The organism is Blastococcus sp. TML/C7B (genome assembly GCF_016612845.1).
GTDB lineage: Bacteria > Actinomycetota > Actinomycetes > Mycobacteriales > Geodermatophilaceae > Blastococcus.
The window spans coordinates 855,400-870,513 of the sequence record NZ_JAEOAA010000001.1 but is presented as its reverse complement, the minus strand read 5'-3'; the positions used below and the strand labels follow the sequence as shown (position 1 = coordinate 870,513).

At 74.5% G+C, this 15,114-nt stretch carries 15 protein-coding genes; 8 read left to right on the top strand and 7 right to left on the bottom strand.

The annotated features are described in order from the left end of the window. Positions 1–172: 172 nt before the first annotated feature. Positions 173–2,050 (bottom strand): response regulator transcription factor family protein, encoded by a 1,878-nt coding sequence (locus JKP76_RS23235; RefSeq protein ID WP_200489683.1) that lies wholly within the window; start codon positions 2,048–2,050, stop codon positions 173–175. A gap of 75 nt (positions 2,051–2,125) precedes the next feature. Beyond that, the gene (locus JKP76_RS04195) at positions 2,126–2,656 is read right to left on the bottom strand and encodes a copper chaperone PCu(A)C (protein ID WP_200489682.1); all 531 of its coding nucleotides are present in this window, start codon (positions 2,654–2,656) and stop codon (positions 2,126–2,128) included. A gap of 102 nt (positions 2,657–2,758) precedes the next feature. Here JKP76_RS04195 and JKP76_RS22080 point away from each other — a divergent pair, with 102 nt between their 5' ends. Then, on the top strand, positions 2,759–2,893 hold the full coding sequence (locus JKP76_RS22080) for a hypothetical protein (protein WP_255522505.1): 135 nt from the start codon (positions 2,759–2,761) through the stop codon (positions 2,891–2,893). On the opposite strand, the gene JKP76_RS04190 is transcribed toward JKP76_RS22080, so the two are convergent. Continuing rightward, positions 2,894–4,204, bottom strand: coding sequence for a Rieske 2Fe-2S domain-containing protein (locus JKP76_RS04190; RefSeq protein WP_200489681.1), 1,311 nt, complete (start codon positions 4,202–4,204; stop codon positions 2,894–2,896). Positions 4,205–4,393: 189 nt separating this feature from the next. Between JKP76_RS04190 and JKP76_RS04185 the strand changes: the two genes are divergently transcribed. The 6 genes from JKP76_RS04185 (at position 4,394) to JKP76_RS04160 (ending at position 10,381) form a co-directional block, all read left to right on the top strand. Further along, the gene (locus JKP76_RS04185) at positions 4,394–5,518 is read left to right on the top strand and encodes a histidine kinase (RefSeq protein ID WP_200489680.1); all 1,125 of its coding nucleotides are present in this window, start codon (positions 4,394–4,396) and stop codon (positions 5,516–5,518) included. Next, entirely contained in the window at positions 5,515–6,255 is a 741-nt protein-coding gene (locus JKP76_RS04180) for a LytTR family DNA-binding domain-containing protein (protein ID WP_200489679.1), read from the top strand. The genes JKP76_RS04185 and JKP76_RS04180 overlap by 4 nt, the downstream gene beginning before the upstream one ends. 3 nt (positions 6,256–6,258) lie before the next feature. Continuing rightward, positions 6,259–6,630 (top strand): hypothetical protein, encoded by a 372-nt coding sequence (locus tag JKP76_RS04175; protein WP_200489678.1) that lies wholly within the window; start codon positions 6,259–6,261, stop codon positions 6,628–6,630. A 31-nt stretch (positions 6,631–6,661) separates the two neighbouring features. Then, on the top strand, positions 6,662–8,191 hold the full coding sequence (locus JKP76_RS04170; RefSeq protein ID WP_200489677.1) for a cation acetate symporter: 1,530 nt from the start codon (positions 6,662–6,664) through the stop codon (positions 8,189–8,191). A gap of 176 nt (positions 8,192–8,367) precedes the next feature. Continuing rightward, complete coding sequence (locus JKP76_RS04165) at positions 8,368–8,748, top strand: DUF485 domain-containing protein (RefSeq protein ID WP_200489676.1); 381 nt, start codon at positions 8,368–8,370, stop codon at positions 8,746–8,748. Next, a complete protein-coding gene (locus tag JKP76_RS04160) occupies positions 8,741–10,381 on the top strand; it encodes a cation acetate symporter (RefSeq protein ID WP_200489675.1) in 1,641 nt (546 codons plus the stop codon). The genes JKP76_RS04165 and JKP76_RS04160 overlap by 8 nt, the downstream gene beginning before the upstream one ends. Before the next feature lie 183 nt (positions 10,382–10,564). On the opposite strand, the gene JKP76_RS04155 is transcribed toward JKP76_RS04160, so the two are convergent. Then, the gene (locus JKP76_RS04155; protein ID WP_200489674.1) at positions 10,565–12,070 is read right to left on the bottom strand and encodes a PH domain-containing protein; all 1,506 of its coding nucleotides are present in this window, start codon (positions 12,068–12,070) and stop codon (positions 10,565–10,567) included. Further along, entirely contained in the window at positions 12,067–12,579 is a 513-nt protein-coding gene (locus tag JKP76_RS04150) for a PH domain-containing protein (RefSeq protein ID WP_200489673.1), read from the bottom strand. Before JKP76_RS04150 ends, JKP76_RS04155 begins: the two co-directional genes overlap by 4 nt. Before the next feature lie 79 nt (positions 12,580–12,658). On the opposite strand from JKP76_RS04150, the gene JKP76_RS04145 reads away from it, so the two are divergent. Continuing rightward, on the top strand, positions 12,659–12,967 hold the full coding sequence (locus JKP76_RS04145) for a rhodanese-like domain-containing protein (protein WP_309229371.1): 309 nt from the start codon (positions 12,659–12,661) through the stop codon (positions 12,965–12,967). Positions 12,968–12,977: 10 nt separating this feature from the next. Here JKP76_RS04145 and JKP76_RS04140 read toward each other — a convergent pair whose 3' ends face one another. Both JKP76_RS04140 and JKP76_RS04135 read right to left on the bottom strand, forming a co-directional pair. After that, entirely contained in the window at positions 12,978–13,343 is a 366-nt protein-coding gene (locus tag JKP76_RS04140; protein WP_309232840.1) for a zf-TFIIB domain-containing protein, read from the bottom strand. Positions 13,344–13,426: 83 nt separating this feature from the next. Beyond that, on the bottom strand, positions 13,427–15,043 hold the full coding sequence (locus tag JKP76_RS04135; RefSeq protein WP_200489671.1) for a long-chain fatty acid--CoA ligase: 1,617 nt from the start codon (positions 15,041–15,043) through the stop codon (positions 13,427–13,429). Positions 15,044–15,114 lie beyond the last annotated feature (71 nt).

Here is a 15,114-nt window from a genome sequence, read left to right as displayed (position 1 = left end):
CGGTGCGGGGGATGCGGCAACGGTGATCACGCTCCCGCGCCGCGCCGTCCCCCCGCGTCGGAGCGCAGGGCCATCTCCCGGTCGCCCCCGGTGCTCCCCAGGGCGGACCCCGCCGTCATCCCCAGGGCGGAGCCCGGGACTTCCGGTACCGGAAGCGGAGAGGGGGAGCGCGTCAGGCGTCGCGGAGGAGGTCGGCCGGCTGCACGAGGCCGGTCCGGTAGGCGAGGACGACGGCCTGCACGCGGTCGCGGGAGCCGGTCTTGTGCAGCACCCGCCCGACGTGGGTCTTGACCGTCGCCTCGCTGACCACGAAGGTCTGCGCGATCTCGGTGTTGGAGGCACCCAGCGCCATCTGCACCAGCACCTCCCGCTCGCGCGGGGTGAGCTCGGCCAGGGCGGCGGCGTCGCCCCCGCCCGGCGCGGACGCCGGGGCGCCGCGCAGCATCGGCGCGACGTGCTGCAGCAGCCGCCGGGTGGAGGACGCCGCGATCACCGAGTCGCCGGCGTGCACGGTGCGCACCGCCGCGAGCATCTCCTCGGGCGGGGCGTCCTTGAGCAGGAAGCCGCTGGCCCCGGCGCCGATCGCGGCGACGACGTACTCGTCGAGGTCGAACGTGGTGAGGACGACGACCCGCGGCCCCTCGGGCAGCGCGGTGACCTGCCGGGTCGCCTCGATGCCGTCGGTGCCGGGCATGCGGATGTCCATGAGGACGACGTCGGCCGCGGTCTCCCGGAGCAGCCGGACCGCGCTGCCGCCGTCGCCGGCCTCGCCGACCACGGTGAGGTCGGGCTGGCTGTCGATGACCATGCGGAAGCCGGCGCGGACCATCTGCTGGTCGTCGACGACGACGACCCGGATCGGTGCGCTCATCGCCCCGCACCGTAGGGCAGCGCGGCGTGCACGCCGAACCCGCCGCCGTGCCGCGGCCCGGCCTCGAGCCGCCCGCGGTGCAGCCGGGCGCGCTCCGCCATGCCGCGCAGCCCCTGGCCCGTCGCCGTCGGAGGACACCATCGCCGCCGACGCGCCCCGGCCGTCGTCCAGCACGGAGAGCTCGAGCGCGTCGGGCCGCCACTGCAGCCGCACCCACGCCCGCGACGCGGGGCCGGCGTGCTTGAGCACGTTGGTCAGGGACTCCTGGACGATCCGGTAGGCCGCCAGCTGCGGGCCGGCCGGCAGCGGCTGCGGCTCGCCCTCCACGATCAGGTCGACGTCCAGGCCGCTGGCCCGCACGTCCTCGACCAGGGCGGGGATGGCGGCGACGTCGGGCTGCGGGGCGTACTCCTCGCCGCCGCCCTCGCGCAGCACGCCGAGCAGCGAGCGCATGTCGGTGAGCGCCTGGCGGCCGGTGGCGGCGATCGCCTCCAGGGCGTCGGTGGCGGCGGACGGATCGGTCCGTCCCGCGTAGCGACCGCCGTCGGCCTGGGCGATGACCACCGACAGCGAGTGGGCGACGACGTCGTGCAGCTCTCGGGCGATCCGCGCCCGCTCGGTGGTGGCGGCCAGCCGCATCTCCTGGTCCCGCTCCAGCTCGAGCAGCTGCGCCCGCTCCTCGAGGGCGGCCACCTGCTCCAGCCGGGCCCGCCGCAGGTTGCCCAGCGCCCACGCGGCGACGACGGAGACCCCGATCGCCAGTGCCACGGGGACGAACGACGTCGTCATGTCGTAGTTCCAGTACCGCAGGGAGGCGAGCAGGGCCCCCACGAGTCCGGCACCGATCCCGGCCGAGGCGGCCCAGCGCGGCGCGTAGGCGGCCAGCGCGTAGATCATCATCAGCACCGCGACGTTGGCGGCCAGGAAGTCCGGGGAGAGCACCAGCTCCAGCAGCCCGACGGCCACCACGGCCGCGCCGGCCGCGACCGGGGCGCGGCGGCGCCAGGCGAGCGGGACCACCAGGAAGGTGCCGACGAGGAGGGCCGTGCCCCGCGACTGCCAGTAGGCGTCCACCGGCAGCAGGACGGCGAAGAACCACACCGCGCCCGCGAACGCCGCGTCGACCGCGAACGGGTGCCGGCGCACCCGGTCGCCCGGGCGGTCGAGGGGGTTCTCCACGGCGTCGAGCCTAGGCAGCGCCGGGAGCGGTCTCGTCGTCCTCAGGAGGGAACAGTGTCTCCACCCCTGGTCTGATCAGGTGGGGTCCTCGGCGGGGTCGGCGAAGTCGAACGGCCGGACCTCCTGGCCCTCGGCGGCCACCATCACGTCGACGGTCACCGTGCCGGCGTCCTCGAACACGAAGGTGACCGGGATCGACTGCGACGAGCGCAGCGAGCGGTCGAGGTCCTCGAGGACGATCGACGGCGCGCCCTCGGCGCCGACGTACACCGTGTCCTGCTGGTCGACGGTGAGCGTGCCGTCGCCCGGGAGCTCGGCGTCGTCGAAGTCCGGTCCCCGGACCTCGACCAGCTCCGCCGGGCGGTTGCCGGTGTTGGTGACGGCCAGGTACAGCTCGGCGTCCTCCCCGGGCGTGTAGACACCGTCGGCCGGCCACGCGAGCTGCACCTGGCGCAGTCCGAGGTCGTCGGTGACGTCGGCGTCGGGACCGACGGCGCCACCGCGCACCTCCTCGCCGGGGACGTCGAGCGGGGTGGCCTCGCTGCAGGCGGTCAGCGGCAGGCCGACCGCGAGCAGCGCGGCCGCGGCGCGGGTGTGCGCTGGCATGGAGCACTTCCTCTCGTCTGGAACGGGCGAGGGAGGGGTACCCGGGCGCGCACGGGACGACTGCGGTGTCACCGGACCGCAACGGGATCGTCAGGAGCGCGCATGACCGGACCGGACGACGAGGGCGGCGACCCGGCCTGCTGGCTGCGCCGGGTGTGCCCCGAGTGCGGCCGGCTGGCCGAGGAGGACCCGCCGACGCGCTGCGCCGAGTGCGGCGCGCTGCTGCCCGCCGACTGATCAGGCGGCCAGCCGGCCCCGCCGGCCCGCGACCAGGAAGTCGCAGAGCGCCTGCCGCAACGCGACGCCGCGCGCGTCGGCGGGTACGTGCACCTCGTCGCGCGGGTCCAGCGGCAGCCCGGGCAGCAGCAGGGCCGCCTGGGAGCGGATGTCCTCCTCCAGCACCTGCTGCTGCAGTGCCACCTGCTCGACGACGGTGGCCGGCGCGGGCAACCGCTGCCCCGGGCCGGCCGCGAGCATGAGCCGGACGTAGATCCGGGTGGAGTCGGCGTCCTCGGGCTGGAGCAGGTAGAGCAGGGTCGTCGTCGCCCCCGAGTCGAGGAACTCCTGCCGGAGCCGCAGCTGGAACGGCGCACGGTGCACGTAGGTCGTGCGCCGGCGCTGACGCAGCGGGCGCTCGCCGGTCGCGACGCCCGGGTCGACCGGGTTGTCCACCTCCTGCTCCTGCACGCTGCGGAAGCCGCCGGGCTCGCGGACCAGCTCGTACGGGCCTGTCTCCGGCAGCGCGGCCAGGGTCGAGGGGTGCACGAACGGCCCGTGCGTCGCGTCGAGGAACGTGTCGGCGAGCGGCCCGGCCGGCCCGGGGGAGCGCAGGGGCGGCAGCCACCCGGCCACGAAGGACCGGTCGCCGGCCTCGGGCACCTCGAGCGGGACGTCGTGCGGCTCGGCCGGTGCCAGCCAGAGCAGCCCGAGCCGCTCGCGGACGCCGGCCGCCGGGGGCTCGGCGGCCAGCCGGTCGGCTCGGCGGGAGAGCGTCCAGGTGCGGCCGAGGAGGCGGACCTGCAGCCAGCCGCCGTCGCGCAGCTCGGTCGACAGCGCCACCGGGTGCCAGGCGTGCTCCAGCGAGGGGTCGAGGTTCCCGAACACCGGGCCCACCGGGGCGGGCGGCTCGCGCCGCGGCTCGACGGCGGGCACGCCTCCGGGCCGGGCCGGTGCGCGGTGCGCCGTCCGGTCGGGGGCGAGCCACACCCAGCCGGCCCGCTCCTCCACGGCCCACGGGCCCGCGAGGTCGGCCCGGGGTGGCGGCGTGCCCCCCGCCCCGAGCGACGGGATCTCCGCGCAGCGGCCCTCGCCGTCGAACCGCCAGCCGTGCGCCGCGCACTGCAGCCGCCCGTCGACGACCGCCGCCGTCGCCAGCGGGACCAGCCGGTGCGGGCACCGGGCGGGGAACGCGCTCACCTCCCCGCCGTGGCGCAGCCGCACGACGACCCAGGCCCGGCCCCCGGCGCTCACCGGCAGCGGCGTCGTCCCCACCTCGTCGGCGCGGGCGACCGGGAACCAGCCGGCCGCGCTCTCTCCGCTCGTACGCATGCCGCAGTGCAGCAGGGGCCGGTTTCCCGGCGGTTACGCCCGTGCGGCGTGGTGCGCACGTTCCGGGGAACCGCCGACCGAGGAGCTGGTGTGAGCCAGCTCTCACGATCTACGGTCGCGTGTCCGTGGTCCGGCAGGAGCAGCCGGGCACGGCTCGCGGAGGGAGGCTGGGGCACCGCCCCGACTGCCATGCGGGATGCACTGCGCTGGTTGCGCCGCGGCCACCTCGGGACCGAGGCCGAGCACGCCACGTTCCGGACCCTCCACTCGGCCTCGCTCACCGCGCCGGAGCTGCGCCAGGGCCTGACCAGCGGGTCGGCGGAGCGCGCGAGCCGGCACCTGCGCGATCTGCTCGGGGTGCCGGCGGTCGCGCTCACCGACACGGTGGCGACGCTGGCCTGGGACGGCCGCTCCGGGCACCACGAGCGGGACACCGCCGCGCTGGCGGCCGCCGTCCTCGAGTCCGGGGGCACGGTGGTCCGCGACCGGGCCGACTTCCCGTGCGACGACCCCGGGTGCGGGCTGCGGCAGGTGGTGGTCAGCCCGCTGGTGGTCGAGGACCGGGTGGTCGGCACGCTGCAGGCCTTCACCCCCTCGGCGTCGGCGGGGCTGGTCCGCGCGGTGGCCGAGGTGGCGCACTGGGTGTCGGGGAACCTGGAGCTCGCCGAGCTCGACGCCTCCCGCACCCGGCTCATGGAGGCCGAGGTGCGGGCGCTGCGGGCGCAGATCAGCCCGCACTTCATCTACAACTCGCTGACCGCGATCGCCTCGTTCGTGCGCACCGACCCGGAGCAGGCCCGCGAGCTGCTGCTGGAGTTCGCCGACTTCACCCGCTACTCGTTCAGCCGGCACGGCGAGTACACGACGCTGGCCGAGGAGCTGCGCTCGATCGAGCGTTACCTGGTGCTGGAGAAGGCGCGGTTCGGCGATCGGCTGCAGGTGACGCTGCGGGTGGCGCAGGAGGTGCTGCCCGTCGCGGTGCCGTTCCTGTGCCTGCAGCCGCTGGTGGAGAACGCCGTGCGGCACGGGCTGGAGCACAAGCCGGGTACCGGCACCGTCACGATCATCGCCACCGACCGGGGCGGGGAGTGCCTGATCTCGGTGGAGGACGACGGCGTCGGGGAGGATCCGGAGAAGGTCCGCCGCGCGCTCGCCGGTGACGTGTCGGTGGACTCGGTGGGCCTGGGCAACGTCGACGCGCGGCTGCGCACCGCGTTCGGCGACGACTACGGCCTCGTCGTCGAGACCGCGCCGGGGGTGGGGACGAAGGTGAGCGTGCGGGTGCCGAAGTTCGCGCCGGGGGTGCACCCGTGAGCGAGCGGCTGACCGTCCTGGTGGTGGACGACGAGCGACCGGCGTTGGAGGAGCTGCGCTGGCTGCTCGAGCGGGACGAGCGGATCGAGGCCGTGCTGACCTGCGACTCGGCGACCGAGGCGCTGCGGCTGCTGCAGGAGCGCGGGGTGGACGCCGTCTTCCTCGACATCCGGATGCCCGGGCTCAGCGGCGTCGACCTGGCGCGGGTGCTCTCCCGGTTCCGGACGCCGCCGCCGGTGGTCTTCGTGACCGCCCACGACGACTCCGCCGTCGACGCCTTCGAGCTCGGGGCGGTCGACTACGTGCTCAAGCCGGTGCGCGAGGCCCGGCTCGGCGAGGCGGTCCGCCGGGTCGTGGGCGCGCGGGCCGGCGTCCCCCCGGTGGCGGACGACGACATCGCCGTCGAGCTCGGCGGGGTGACCCGCTTCGTGCCCCGGTCCAGCGTCGGCTACGTCGAGGCGCAGGGCGACTACGCCCGGCTGCACACCGCCGCGGGCAGCCACCTGGTGCGGGTGCCGCTGACCACCCTGGAGGAGGAGTGGAAGGACGCCGGCTTCGTCCGCATCCACCGCTCGCTGCTGGTGGCGCTCCAGCACGTGCAGGAGGTCCGGATGGACGGCGGGCGGTGCACCGTCGTCGTCGGCGGCACGCACCTGGGCGTGAGCCGGCGGCACACCCGGGAGCTGCGCGACCTGCTGGTGCGCCGCGCCCGCCCCGGCACCGCGGGCAGGGGGTGACCGGTGTCGGAGACCGCCCGCCGCGTGCGGGTCACCAGCCCGCGCACCAGCGCCGCCCGCGCGCAGCGGGTGCCGCCGGCCCGCGAGATCGACGCCCAGACCCGGCTCGGCGAGGTCTACATGTCCTCGCTGGTGCGCTCCCAGCTGCGGCTGGCGCTGCTCGCGCTCACCGCCCTCGCGGTCTTCGTCGGCGGCATCCCGCTGCTGTTCTGGCTGGTCCCCGACCTCTCCGACGTCGAGGTGCTGGCCGTGCCGCTGCCGTGGTTCCTGCTGGCCTTCGCCGCCTACCCGTTCCTGCTGCTGGTGGGCTGGCTCTACGTCCGCGCCGCCGAGCGCAACGAGCGGGCGTTCACCGACGTGCTGGACCGCTCGTGACCCGGCCGGCGGGTCGCGGCGCCGAGCGCGGATGAGCACCGCGGGCTTCAGCGTCGTCAGCGTGACGGCGGTCGTCGTCGTCACCCTGGCCGTCGGCGCCTACGGCTGGCGGTTCTCGCGGACCACCAGCGACTTCTTCGTGGCCTCCCGCACGGTGCGGCCGGGGCTCAACGCCTCGGCGATCGGCGGGGAGTACCTGTCGGCGGCCTCCTTCCTCGGCGTCGCGGGCCTGGTGCTCGCCTTCGGCACCGAGATGCTCTGGTACCCGGTCGGCTGGACGGCGGGCTACCTCGTGCTGCTCGTGCTGGTCGCGGCCCCGCTGCGCCGCTCCGGGGCGTACACGCTGCCCGACTTCGCAGAGAGCCGGCTGGAGTCGCGCGGGGTGCGCCGGCTCTCCGCGCTGCTGGTCGTGGCGATCGGCTGGCTGTACCTGATGCCGCAGTTCCAGGGCGCCGGGCTCGCGCTGGCCTCGACCACGGGCACGGGGCCGTGGCTGGGTGGGGTGCTGGTCGCCACCGTCGTCCTGGTCAACGTGCTGTTCGGCGGGATGCGCAGCATCACCTTCGTCCAGGCCTTCCAGTACTGGCTCAAGCTGACCGCGCTGCTGTTCCCGCTGCTGTTCATGGCCGCGATCTGGCTCGGCGACGGCGCGGTCTCGCCGGCGTCGGTCGACGTGGTGGATCCCGCCCGCCCGGGCGACTCGTGGGTGTCGCCGCTGGCCGGCGGCGAGCACGAGGTCTACACGACCTACTCGATCATCATCGCCACGTTCCTCGGCACGATGGGCCTGCCGCACGTCGTCGTCCGCTTCTACACGAACCCGGACGGGGCGGCGGCCCGCCGGACGACGCTGTTCGTGCTGGCGCTGCTCGGCCTCTTCTACCTCCTCCCGCCGGTGTACGGCGGCCTGGGCCGGCTCTACGCGCCGGACCTCGTCGCCACCGGGCGGGCGGAGTCGGTGGTGCTCGAGCTGCCGTCCCGGATGCTGGCCGGGACGGCGGGCGAGCTGCTGTCGGCCCTGACGACGGCGGGGGCGTTCGCCGCGTTCCTCTCGACGTCCTCCGGGCTGACCGTCGCGGTGGCCGGCGTGATCAGCCAGGACGTGATGGGCCGCCGGTTCGGCGGGGTGCGCGCCTTCCAGGCCGGCGCCGTCGTCGCCGTCCTCGTGCCGCTGGGCCTGGCCTTGGTGACCGAGGGGGTCGGCGTCGCGCAGGCGGTCGGCCTGGCGTTCGCCTTCGCGGCCTCCACGCTGTGCCCGCTGCTCGTGCTGGGCATCTGGTGGCGCCGGCTCACCGACCTCGGCGCGATCGCCGGGATGCTCGTCGGCGGTGGGTGCGCGGGCGGGGCGGTGCTGGCCACGCTGCTCGGCGTCGGCCCGGAGGGCTGGGGTGGTGCGCTGCTGTCGCAGCCGGCGGCGTGGACCGTCCCGCTGGCCTTCCTCACGATGGTGACCGCGTCGCTGGCCACGCCCCGCCGGGTGCCGCCGCACGCCGCCCGCACGATGGTGCGGCTGCACACCCCCGAGTCCGTGCAGCTCGACCGGGGCACCCCGCCCCGCTGAGCCGCGCTCGCGGCGGTGACCGCTCGTCCCGCCGGACCTGCCGGTCGGCGAGCGCCGGTGACCGCTCGGCGCAGCGGCGCGGTTCCGGTCCGCGGACGGGGGCTCGCGCTCCTACCGTGACGGGGCTCACACCTGCCGGGTGTACCGCCCGCCCACGCTGACCTGGAGGTCGCCCCGTGACCGAACCCGCGGAACGGCGTCAGCTGACGCCCGAGGAGTACCTGCAAGCGCAGAACTCACCCGAGTTCGCCGAGCTGAAGCGCAGGTTCCGGCGGTTCGCCTTCCCCATGACGTTCGCGTTCTTCGCCTGGTACCTGCTCTACGTCCTGCTCTCCACGTACGCGCCGGACTTCATGGCCACCGAGGTCTTCGGCAACGTGAACCTGGGCGTCCTGCTGGGCCTGGCCCAGTTCGTGACCACGTTCGCGATCACGCACCTGTACGTGTCGCACGCCAACCGGAACACCGACCCGATCGCCGACGAGATGCGCGAGCGGCTCGAGCGGCACGACTACGCGACCGGCGCCGGCGACACCCGGGGGGCGACCCGTGTCTGACCTCCTCGCCGCCGAGAGCACGATCGGCGAACCGGCCGTCAACATCTCGATCTTCGGCGCGTTCGTGCTGGTCACGCTGTTCATCACGTTCCGTGCCAGCCGCACCAACAAGAGCGCCGCGGACTACTACGCGGCCGGCCGCAACATCAGCGGCACCCAGAACGGCCTGGCGATCGCCGGTGACTACCTGTCGGCCGCGTCGTTCCTGGGCATCGCGGGCGCGATCGCCGTCTACGGCTACGACGGCTTCCTGTACTCGATCGGCTTCCTGGTGGCGTGGCTCGTGGCGCTGCTGCTGGTCGCCGAGCTGATGCGCAACACGGCCCGCTTCACCATGGCCGACGTCCTGGCCTTCCGGATGCGGGAGCGCCCGGTGCGGATGGCGGCGGCCATCTCGACCCTGGCGGTGTCGCTGTTCTACCTGCTGGCGCAGATGGCCGGCGCCGGCGGCCTGGTGGCGCTGCTGCTGGGGGTGAGCGGTGACGCCGCGGAGGCCCTCGTCGTGACGCTCGTCGGCGCGCTGATGATCTTCTACGTGCTGGTCGGCGGCATGCGCGGGACCACGTACGTGCAGATGATCAAGGCGACGCTGCTGATCGCCGGCGCGTTCGTGATGACCGTGTGGGTGCTGGCCGAGTACGGCTTCAACCTCTCCTCGCTGCTGGGCGGGGCGCAGGACCTCGCCGTCGAGGGCCGCGACGTGCTCGCGCCCGGGGCCCAGTACGGCCTGACCGACACCTCGAAGCTGGACTTCGTCTCGCTGGGCCTGGCGCTGGTGCTGGGCACGGCGGGCCTGCCGCACGTGCTGATGCGCTTCTACACGGTTCCCACCGCCAAGGACGCCCGACGCTCGGTCGTGTGGGCCATCTGGCTGATCGGCATCTTCTACCTGTTCAGCCTGGTCATCGGCTACGGCGCCGGTGCGCTGGTCGGCCCCGCGGAGATCCTCGCCGCACCCGGTGCGGTGAACTCGGCCGCGCCGCTGCTGGCCTTCGAGCTCGGCGGCACGGTGCTGCTCGGCATCATCGCCGGCGTCGCCTTCGCCACGATCCTCGCCGTGGTCGCGGGCCTGACGATCACCGCCTCGGCCTCGTTCGCGCACGACGTCTACGCGTCGGTGATCAAGCGGGGCAAGGTGCCGCCCAACGGGGAGGTGCGGGTCGCCCGTATCACCGCCGTCGTCATCGGGGCGGTGGCGATCGGGCTGGGCATCCTCGCGCTGCAGGCCGGCATCAACATCGCCTTCCTGGTGGCGCTGGCCTTCGCCGTCGCCGCCTCGGCGAACCTGCCGACGATCCTCTACACGCTGTTCTGGAAGGACTTCACCACCCAGGGCGCGCTGTGGTCGATCTACGGCGGGCTGATCGCCTGCATCGGCCTGATCATCTTCTCGCCGGTGGTCTCCGGGGCGCCGGTGAACGAGCTGACCGGGAAGAGCACCTCGCTCATCCAGGACGTCGACTTCTCCTGGTTCCCGCTCAACAACCCCGGCCTGGTCTCGATCCCGCTGTCGTTCTTCCTCGGCTGGCTCGGGTCCAGGCTCTCCAAGGAGCGCCCGGACGAGCTGAAGAACGCCGAGCTCGAGGTGCGGGCGTTCACCGGCATCGGCGCGGAGAAGGCCGTCCAGCACTGACCCCGGCATCCCGCTGGGATCAGGTGACCTGATCGTCGAGCGTCCTCCCTCACCGCACACCGTGAGGGAGGACGCTCGGCGGTGAGGGAGGACGCCGGCGCGCATCCGCTCCGATCGCCTGCCTCGTTGATCATCGTCATCCGGCCCGCGCGCACGGCGTGGCTGGCAGCCACATGACGATGATCAACGAGCGGGAGGTGCGGGCAGGAGCTGCTCGGCCCAGGGCTCGGAAGCGGCGACGGCGAAGTCCGCGACCTCGTCGGCGGCCATGTCGAGTGCGATGTAGCCGCCCCGGCCGGCACCCACGCAGGCGACGACGGAGGCCAGCCCGGCCCGCCGCTGGAACCACGACTGCTTCACCTGCCAGCCGACGACGGCCCGCCGCTCCAGGACGGCGCGCTCGCGCACCAGCCACCCGACCCGGACGGCGAAGGAGCTCGGCCCGGTCGCGTGCCCGAGCGAGGCGTAGCGCCCCAGCCCCAGCGGCACGCCCAGCGCGGTGAGGACGACGCCGACGACGAGCAGCGGCCACCATCCGGAGGTCGCCGTCAGCACCGCCCCGGCGGCGGTGACCAGCAGCCCGCCGGTGAGCGCGCGCGTGATCCGGCGTCGCCGGGCCGCGGCCGGGTGGGCGGTCAGCGGGCCGGGGTCGGGCACCAGCCGGCGGGCCAGCGCCTCGGCCTCGGCGCGCGGACCCAGCGGCAGCAGCTGGCCGCGACGCTGGGCGTCACCCAGGCCCGTGACCAGCGCGTTCACCCGTGCCGCGCGGGCCAGCCGCATCCCGGCGCCGTCGGCGACGGCCACGCCGCGGATCCGGTCGATCTCCAGCTCGGTGTGCCGGCGGGTGAGCAGGCCGCGCACCGCGACCAGCGAGTCGCCGCGGCGCACCAGGCGGAAGCCCCAGTTGACCACCGCGGCGCCGACCACCGCCCCGACCGCGAGCAGCAGCAGCGCGACGAGGGCGACCACCGCGGCCGCCCCGACCGAGTCCAGCGCCGGCCCGTCCACGTCGGGCAGCGTGCCGGCGGGCAGCTCGTCGACGACCCGGGACAGCGCGCCCACCGCGGCCAGCGGCACGGCGAGGTAGCCCCCGACCAGCGGCGCGTACAGCAGCCAGCGGTTGTCGAAGCGGGCGAACTCCTCCTCGGCCGGCTCCGGGGGCGCGGTCGCGTCGTCGTCCTCCGGCCCGGCGGCCGCCCGCGCGCGCCGGGTGAGCACCGCCGTCCGCAGCCGGTCGCCCTCGGCCGGGGGCAGCCCGTCGACCAGCAGCTCCTCCTCGGAGCTGCCGGTGCCGCCGGCGGCGGCGTCGATGCGCACCCGGACCAGCCCGAGCAGGCGGTGCACCGGCGGCGCCTCGACCTCGACCCCGCGGATCCGGTCGGTGGGCACGGCGCGCACCGAGCGCTGCACCAGCCCCCGGGTGACGACGACGGCGCCCGGCCCGACCAGGTAGCTGAACCGCCACCAGGACAGCGCCGCCGTCACCAGGGACACGAGGGTGACGCCGACGACGAGCCCGGCGACGGTCCACCGGCCGCCGCCCAGGCCGATCGCGGCCAGCGCGGGGATGGCGTAGGGGAGCAGCCGCCGCGCCTGGCGGAAGGTGAGGGTGTGCACCAGGACGACCCGCGGCGACGTGCGGCGGGCCGTCGCGGCGGGCGCGGGCGGTGCCGGCGCCGGGTCGGTCACGTGGCGGCGTCCCGGGTGCGCTCGGCCCGGGCGGTGAGGTCCTCGGCGACCCGCTGGGCCATCCCGTGCTCGAGGTGCCAGATGCGCACCGTGCCCTGGCTGGAGGCGGTGTAGACCGCGACGCTGGCCAGCCCGAACACCTGCTGCAGCAGCCCGCGGGTGACGTCGACGGTCTGGATGCGGGAGACCGGCACCAGCGTCCAGGTCCGGCTCAGCCAGCCGGTGCGGGTGTGCACGGCCTCCGCGGTCACCTCCCAGCGGTAGGTGCGGTGCTTGAACCAGGGGCGGATCCCGACGACGACCAGGACGTCGAGGGCCGTCACGATCGGCACCGCCCAGCGCAGGAACGGCTCCGGACCGCCCAGGTCGTCGGGGACCCACACCAGCAGCGCGACCACCACCGCCACGGTGACGGCCGCGGTGATCAGGCTCTCGGTCAGCCACAGGCCGACGGCGGACCGGGGCAGCGACCAGGCGGGTTCCCGCACGGGGGAGGGGGCGGCGGTCATCGCGGCCATCCTCGCAGCCCGCGGCCGCGCGCCGGCCCGTGCCACGATGGAGGGCGTGATGCCGCAGCAGGTTCCGACCGTGTCCGTCAGCGAGCTGCCCGAGGACGCCGTGGTCCTCGACGTCCGTGAGGACGACGAGTGGGTGCACGGCCACATCGAGGGCGCGACGCACATCCCCATGGGCCAGGTGCCCGGCCGGCTCGACGACCTGCCCGAGGGCGACCCGCTCTACGTCACCTGCCGCGGCGGCGGCCGCTCGGCGCGGGTCGCCGCGTGGCTGAACCAGAACGGCTACGACGCCGTCAACGTCGCCGGCGGCATGGGCGAGTGGCAGGCGGCCGGCAAGCCCATGGTGAGCGAGACCGGCGAGGAGCCCTTCGTCCGCTGACCGCCGCGGCTCAGAAGTCCAGGAGCTCCTCGAGGATGCTCTTGCGGCGCTTCTTCTTCGCGTACTTCTCGTCGTAGCCGCGGCCGTAGTAGCGCTCGTCGTAGCGGTGCTCGCCGTAGTACCGGGGGTCCCGGTCGTACGGGTCGCGCACCGGCGGCGGGGCGGCCTGCGGGGGCGCGACCGGGCGGCCCTCCTCGGCGTCGAGGTAGGCGCGCTCGGCCGCGATCAGGTTCTCCAGCTCACCGCGGTCGAGGAACAGGCCCTTGCACTCGGTGCACTGGTCGACCAGCACGCGGTTGCGCTCGTACTGCGCCATGACGTTGTGGCACTTCGGGCACAGCAGCTGCATGGCGCCGAGGCTACCGGCAGTGGCCACCCGTCAGTTGATCATCGCCTGCGTGCTCCCGACATGGGGTGACGCGCCGCCGGCGCGGGCGCGCAGGCGATGATCAACCGGGGTCAGGCCTTCAGCTCGTACTCGGCGAACTTCGCGCGCAGGTCCTTCTTCGAGAACTTGCCGACGCTGGTCTTGGGCACCTCGTCGATGAACTCGACGGCGTCGGGCAGCCACCACTTGGCGACCAGCGGCTTGAGGTGCTCGAGGATCTCCTCCTCGGTCGCCGTCTCGCCCTGCTTGAGGACGACGCAGGCCAGCGGGCGCTCGTCCCACTTCGGGTGCGGGACGCCGACGACGGCGGCCTCGGCGACCTTCGGGTGGCTCATGATCGCGTTCTCGAGGTCGACCGAGCTGATCCACTCGCCGCCGGACTTGATCAGGTCCTTGGTGCGGTCGGCGATGCGGATCGAGCCGTCGGCGCTCATCGCGGCGACGTCGCCGGTCTTCATCCAGCCGTCGGCGGTGGAGAGCTCCACGCCGGCGTCGGGGTTGTAGTACTCCTTCGCGCACCAGTTGCCCCGGACCTGCAGCTCGCCGGTGGCGGTGTCGTCCCAGGGCTGCGGCTCGAGGGTGTCGGCGTCGACGATGCGGGCCTCGACGCCGAACAGCGGGATGCCGGCGCGGGCGCGGACGTTGGCCTTGGTCTCGTCGTCGGCGTCCTGGAGGCGCCTGGGCAGCACGCCGGAGGACGCCACCGGCGAGGTCTCGGTCATGCCCCAGGCCTGCAGGATCGGCAGCCCGACCTGCTCGCGGTAGGCCTCGCTCAGCGCCTTGGGCACCGCGGAGCCGCCGCAGCCGATCTCGCGCAGCTGGTGCTCCTTGCCGGCGAGGAAGGGCAGCACGCCCTGCCAGATGGTCGGGACGCCGGCGGTGAAGGTGACGCCCTCGTCGACGATCAGGTTCGCCAGCGCCTCGGGCTGCATCATCGGGCCGGGGAAGACCAGCGCGGCGCCCGCGGCCGGCGCGGCCTGCGCGATGCCCCAGGCGTTGGCGTGGAACATCGGGACGACCGGCATGGCGACGTCGCGGACGCTGAGCCCGAACGCGTTCGGGGAGAGCGCGGCCATCGTGTGCAGCACCGTCGAGCGGTGCGAGTAGACGACGCCCTTCGGGTTGCCGGTGGTGCCCGACGTGTAGCACATCGAGGCGGCCAGGTTCTCGTCCCGGACGTCGAAGTCGACCGGGGACGCGGCGGCCAGCAGGGTCTCGTAGTCGCTGATCCGCGGGTCGTCGGGCAGCTCGGCGTCGCCGCCGTCCTCCATGACCACGACGTGCCGGACCGTGGTCATCGTGTCGACCAGCGGCCAGAACAGGCCGAAGACCGAGCGGTCGACGAAGACGACCTCGTCCTCGGCGTGGTTGGCGATGTAGGTCAGCTGCTCGGGGAAGAGCCGGATGTTGAGCGTGTGCAGCACGCGGCCGGTGCACGGGGCGGCGAAGTACAGCTCGAGGTGCCGCTGGCTGTTCCAGCCGAACGTGCCGACCCGGCCGTCGGCGCTGATGCCGAGGGTGTCGAGGACGCCACCCAGCCGGCGGGTGCGGTCCGCCCACTCGCCGTAGGTGCTGCGGGTGACGCCCTTCGGGCCGTTGGTGATGATCGGCACGTCGCCGTAGTGCTGTTCGGCGTGCCGGAAGATCGTGTCGATGGTGAGGGGGCTGTCCTGCATCAGGCCGCGCATGGCTCGGATCCTGCCAGTGACGGCGCTCACGATCCAGCCGGGGCCCGGCGGTCGGACGGGGCAGAAATGGC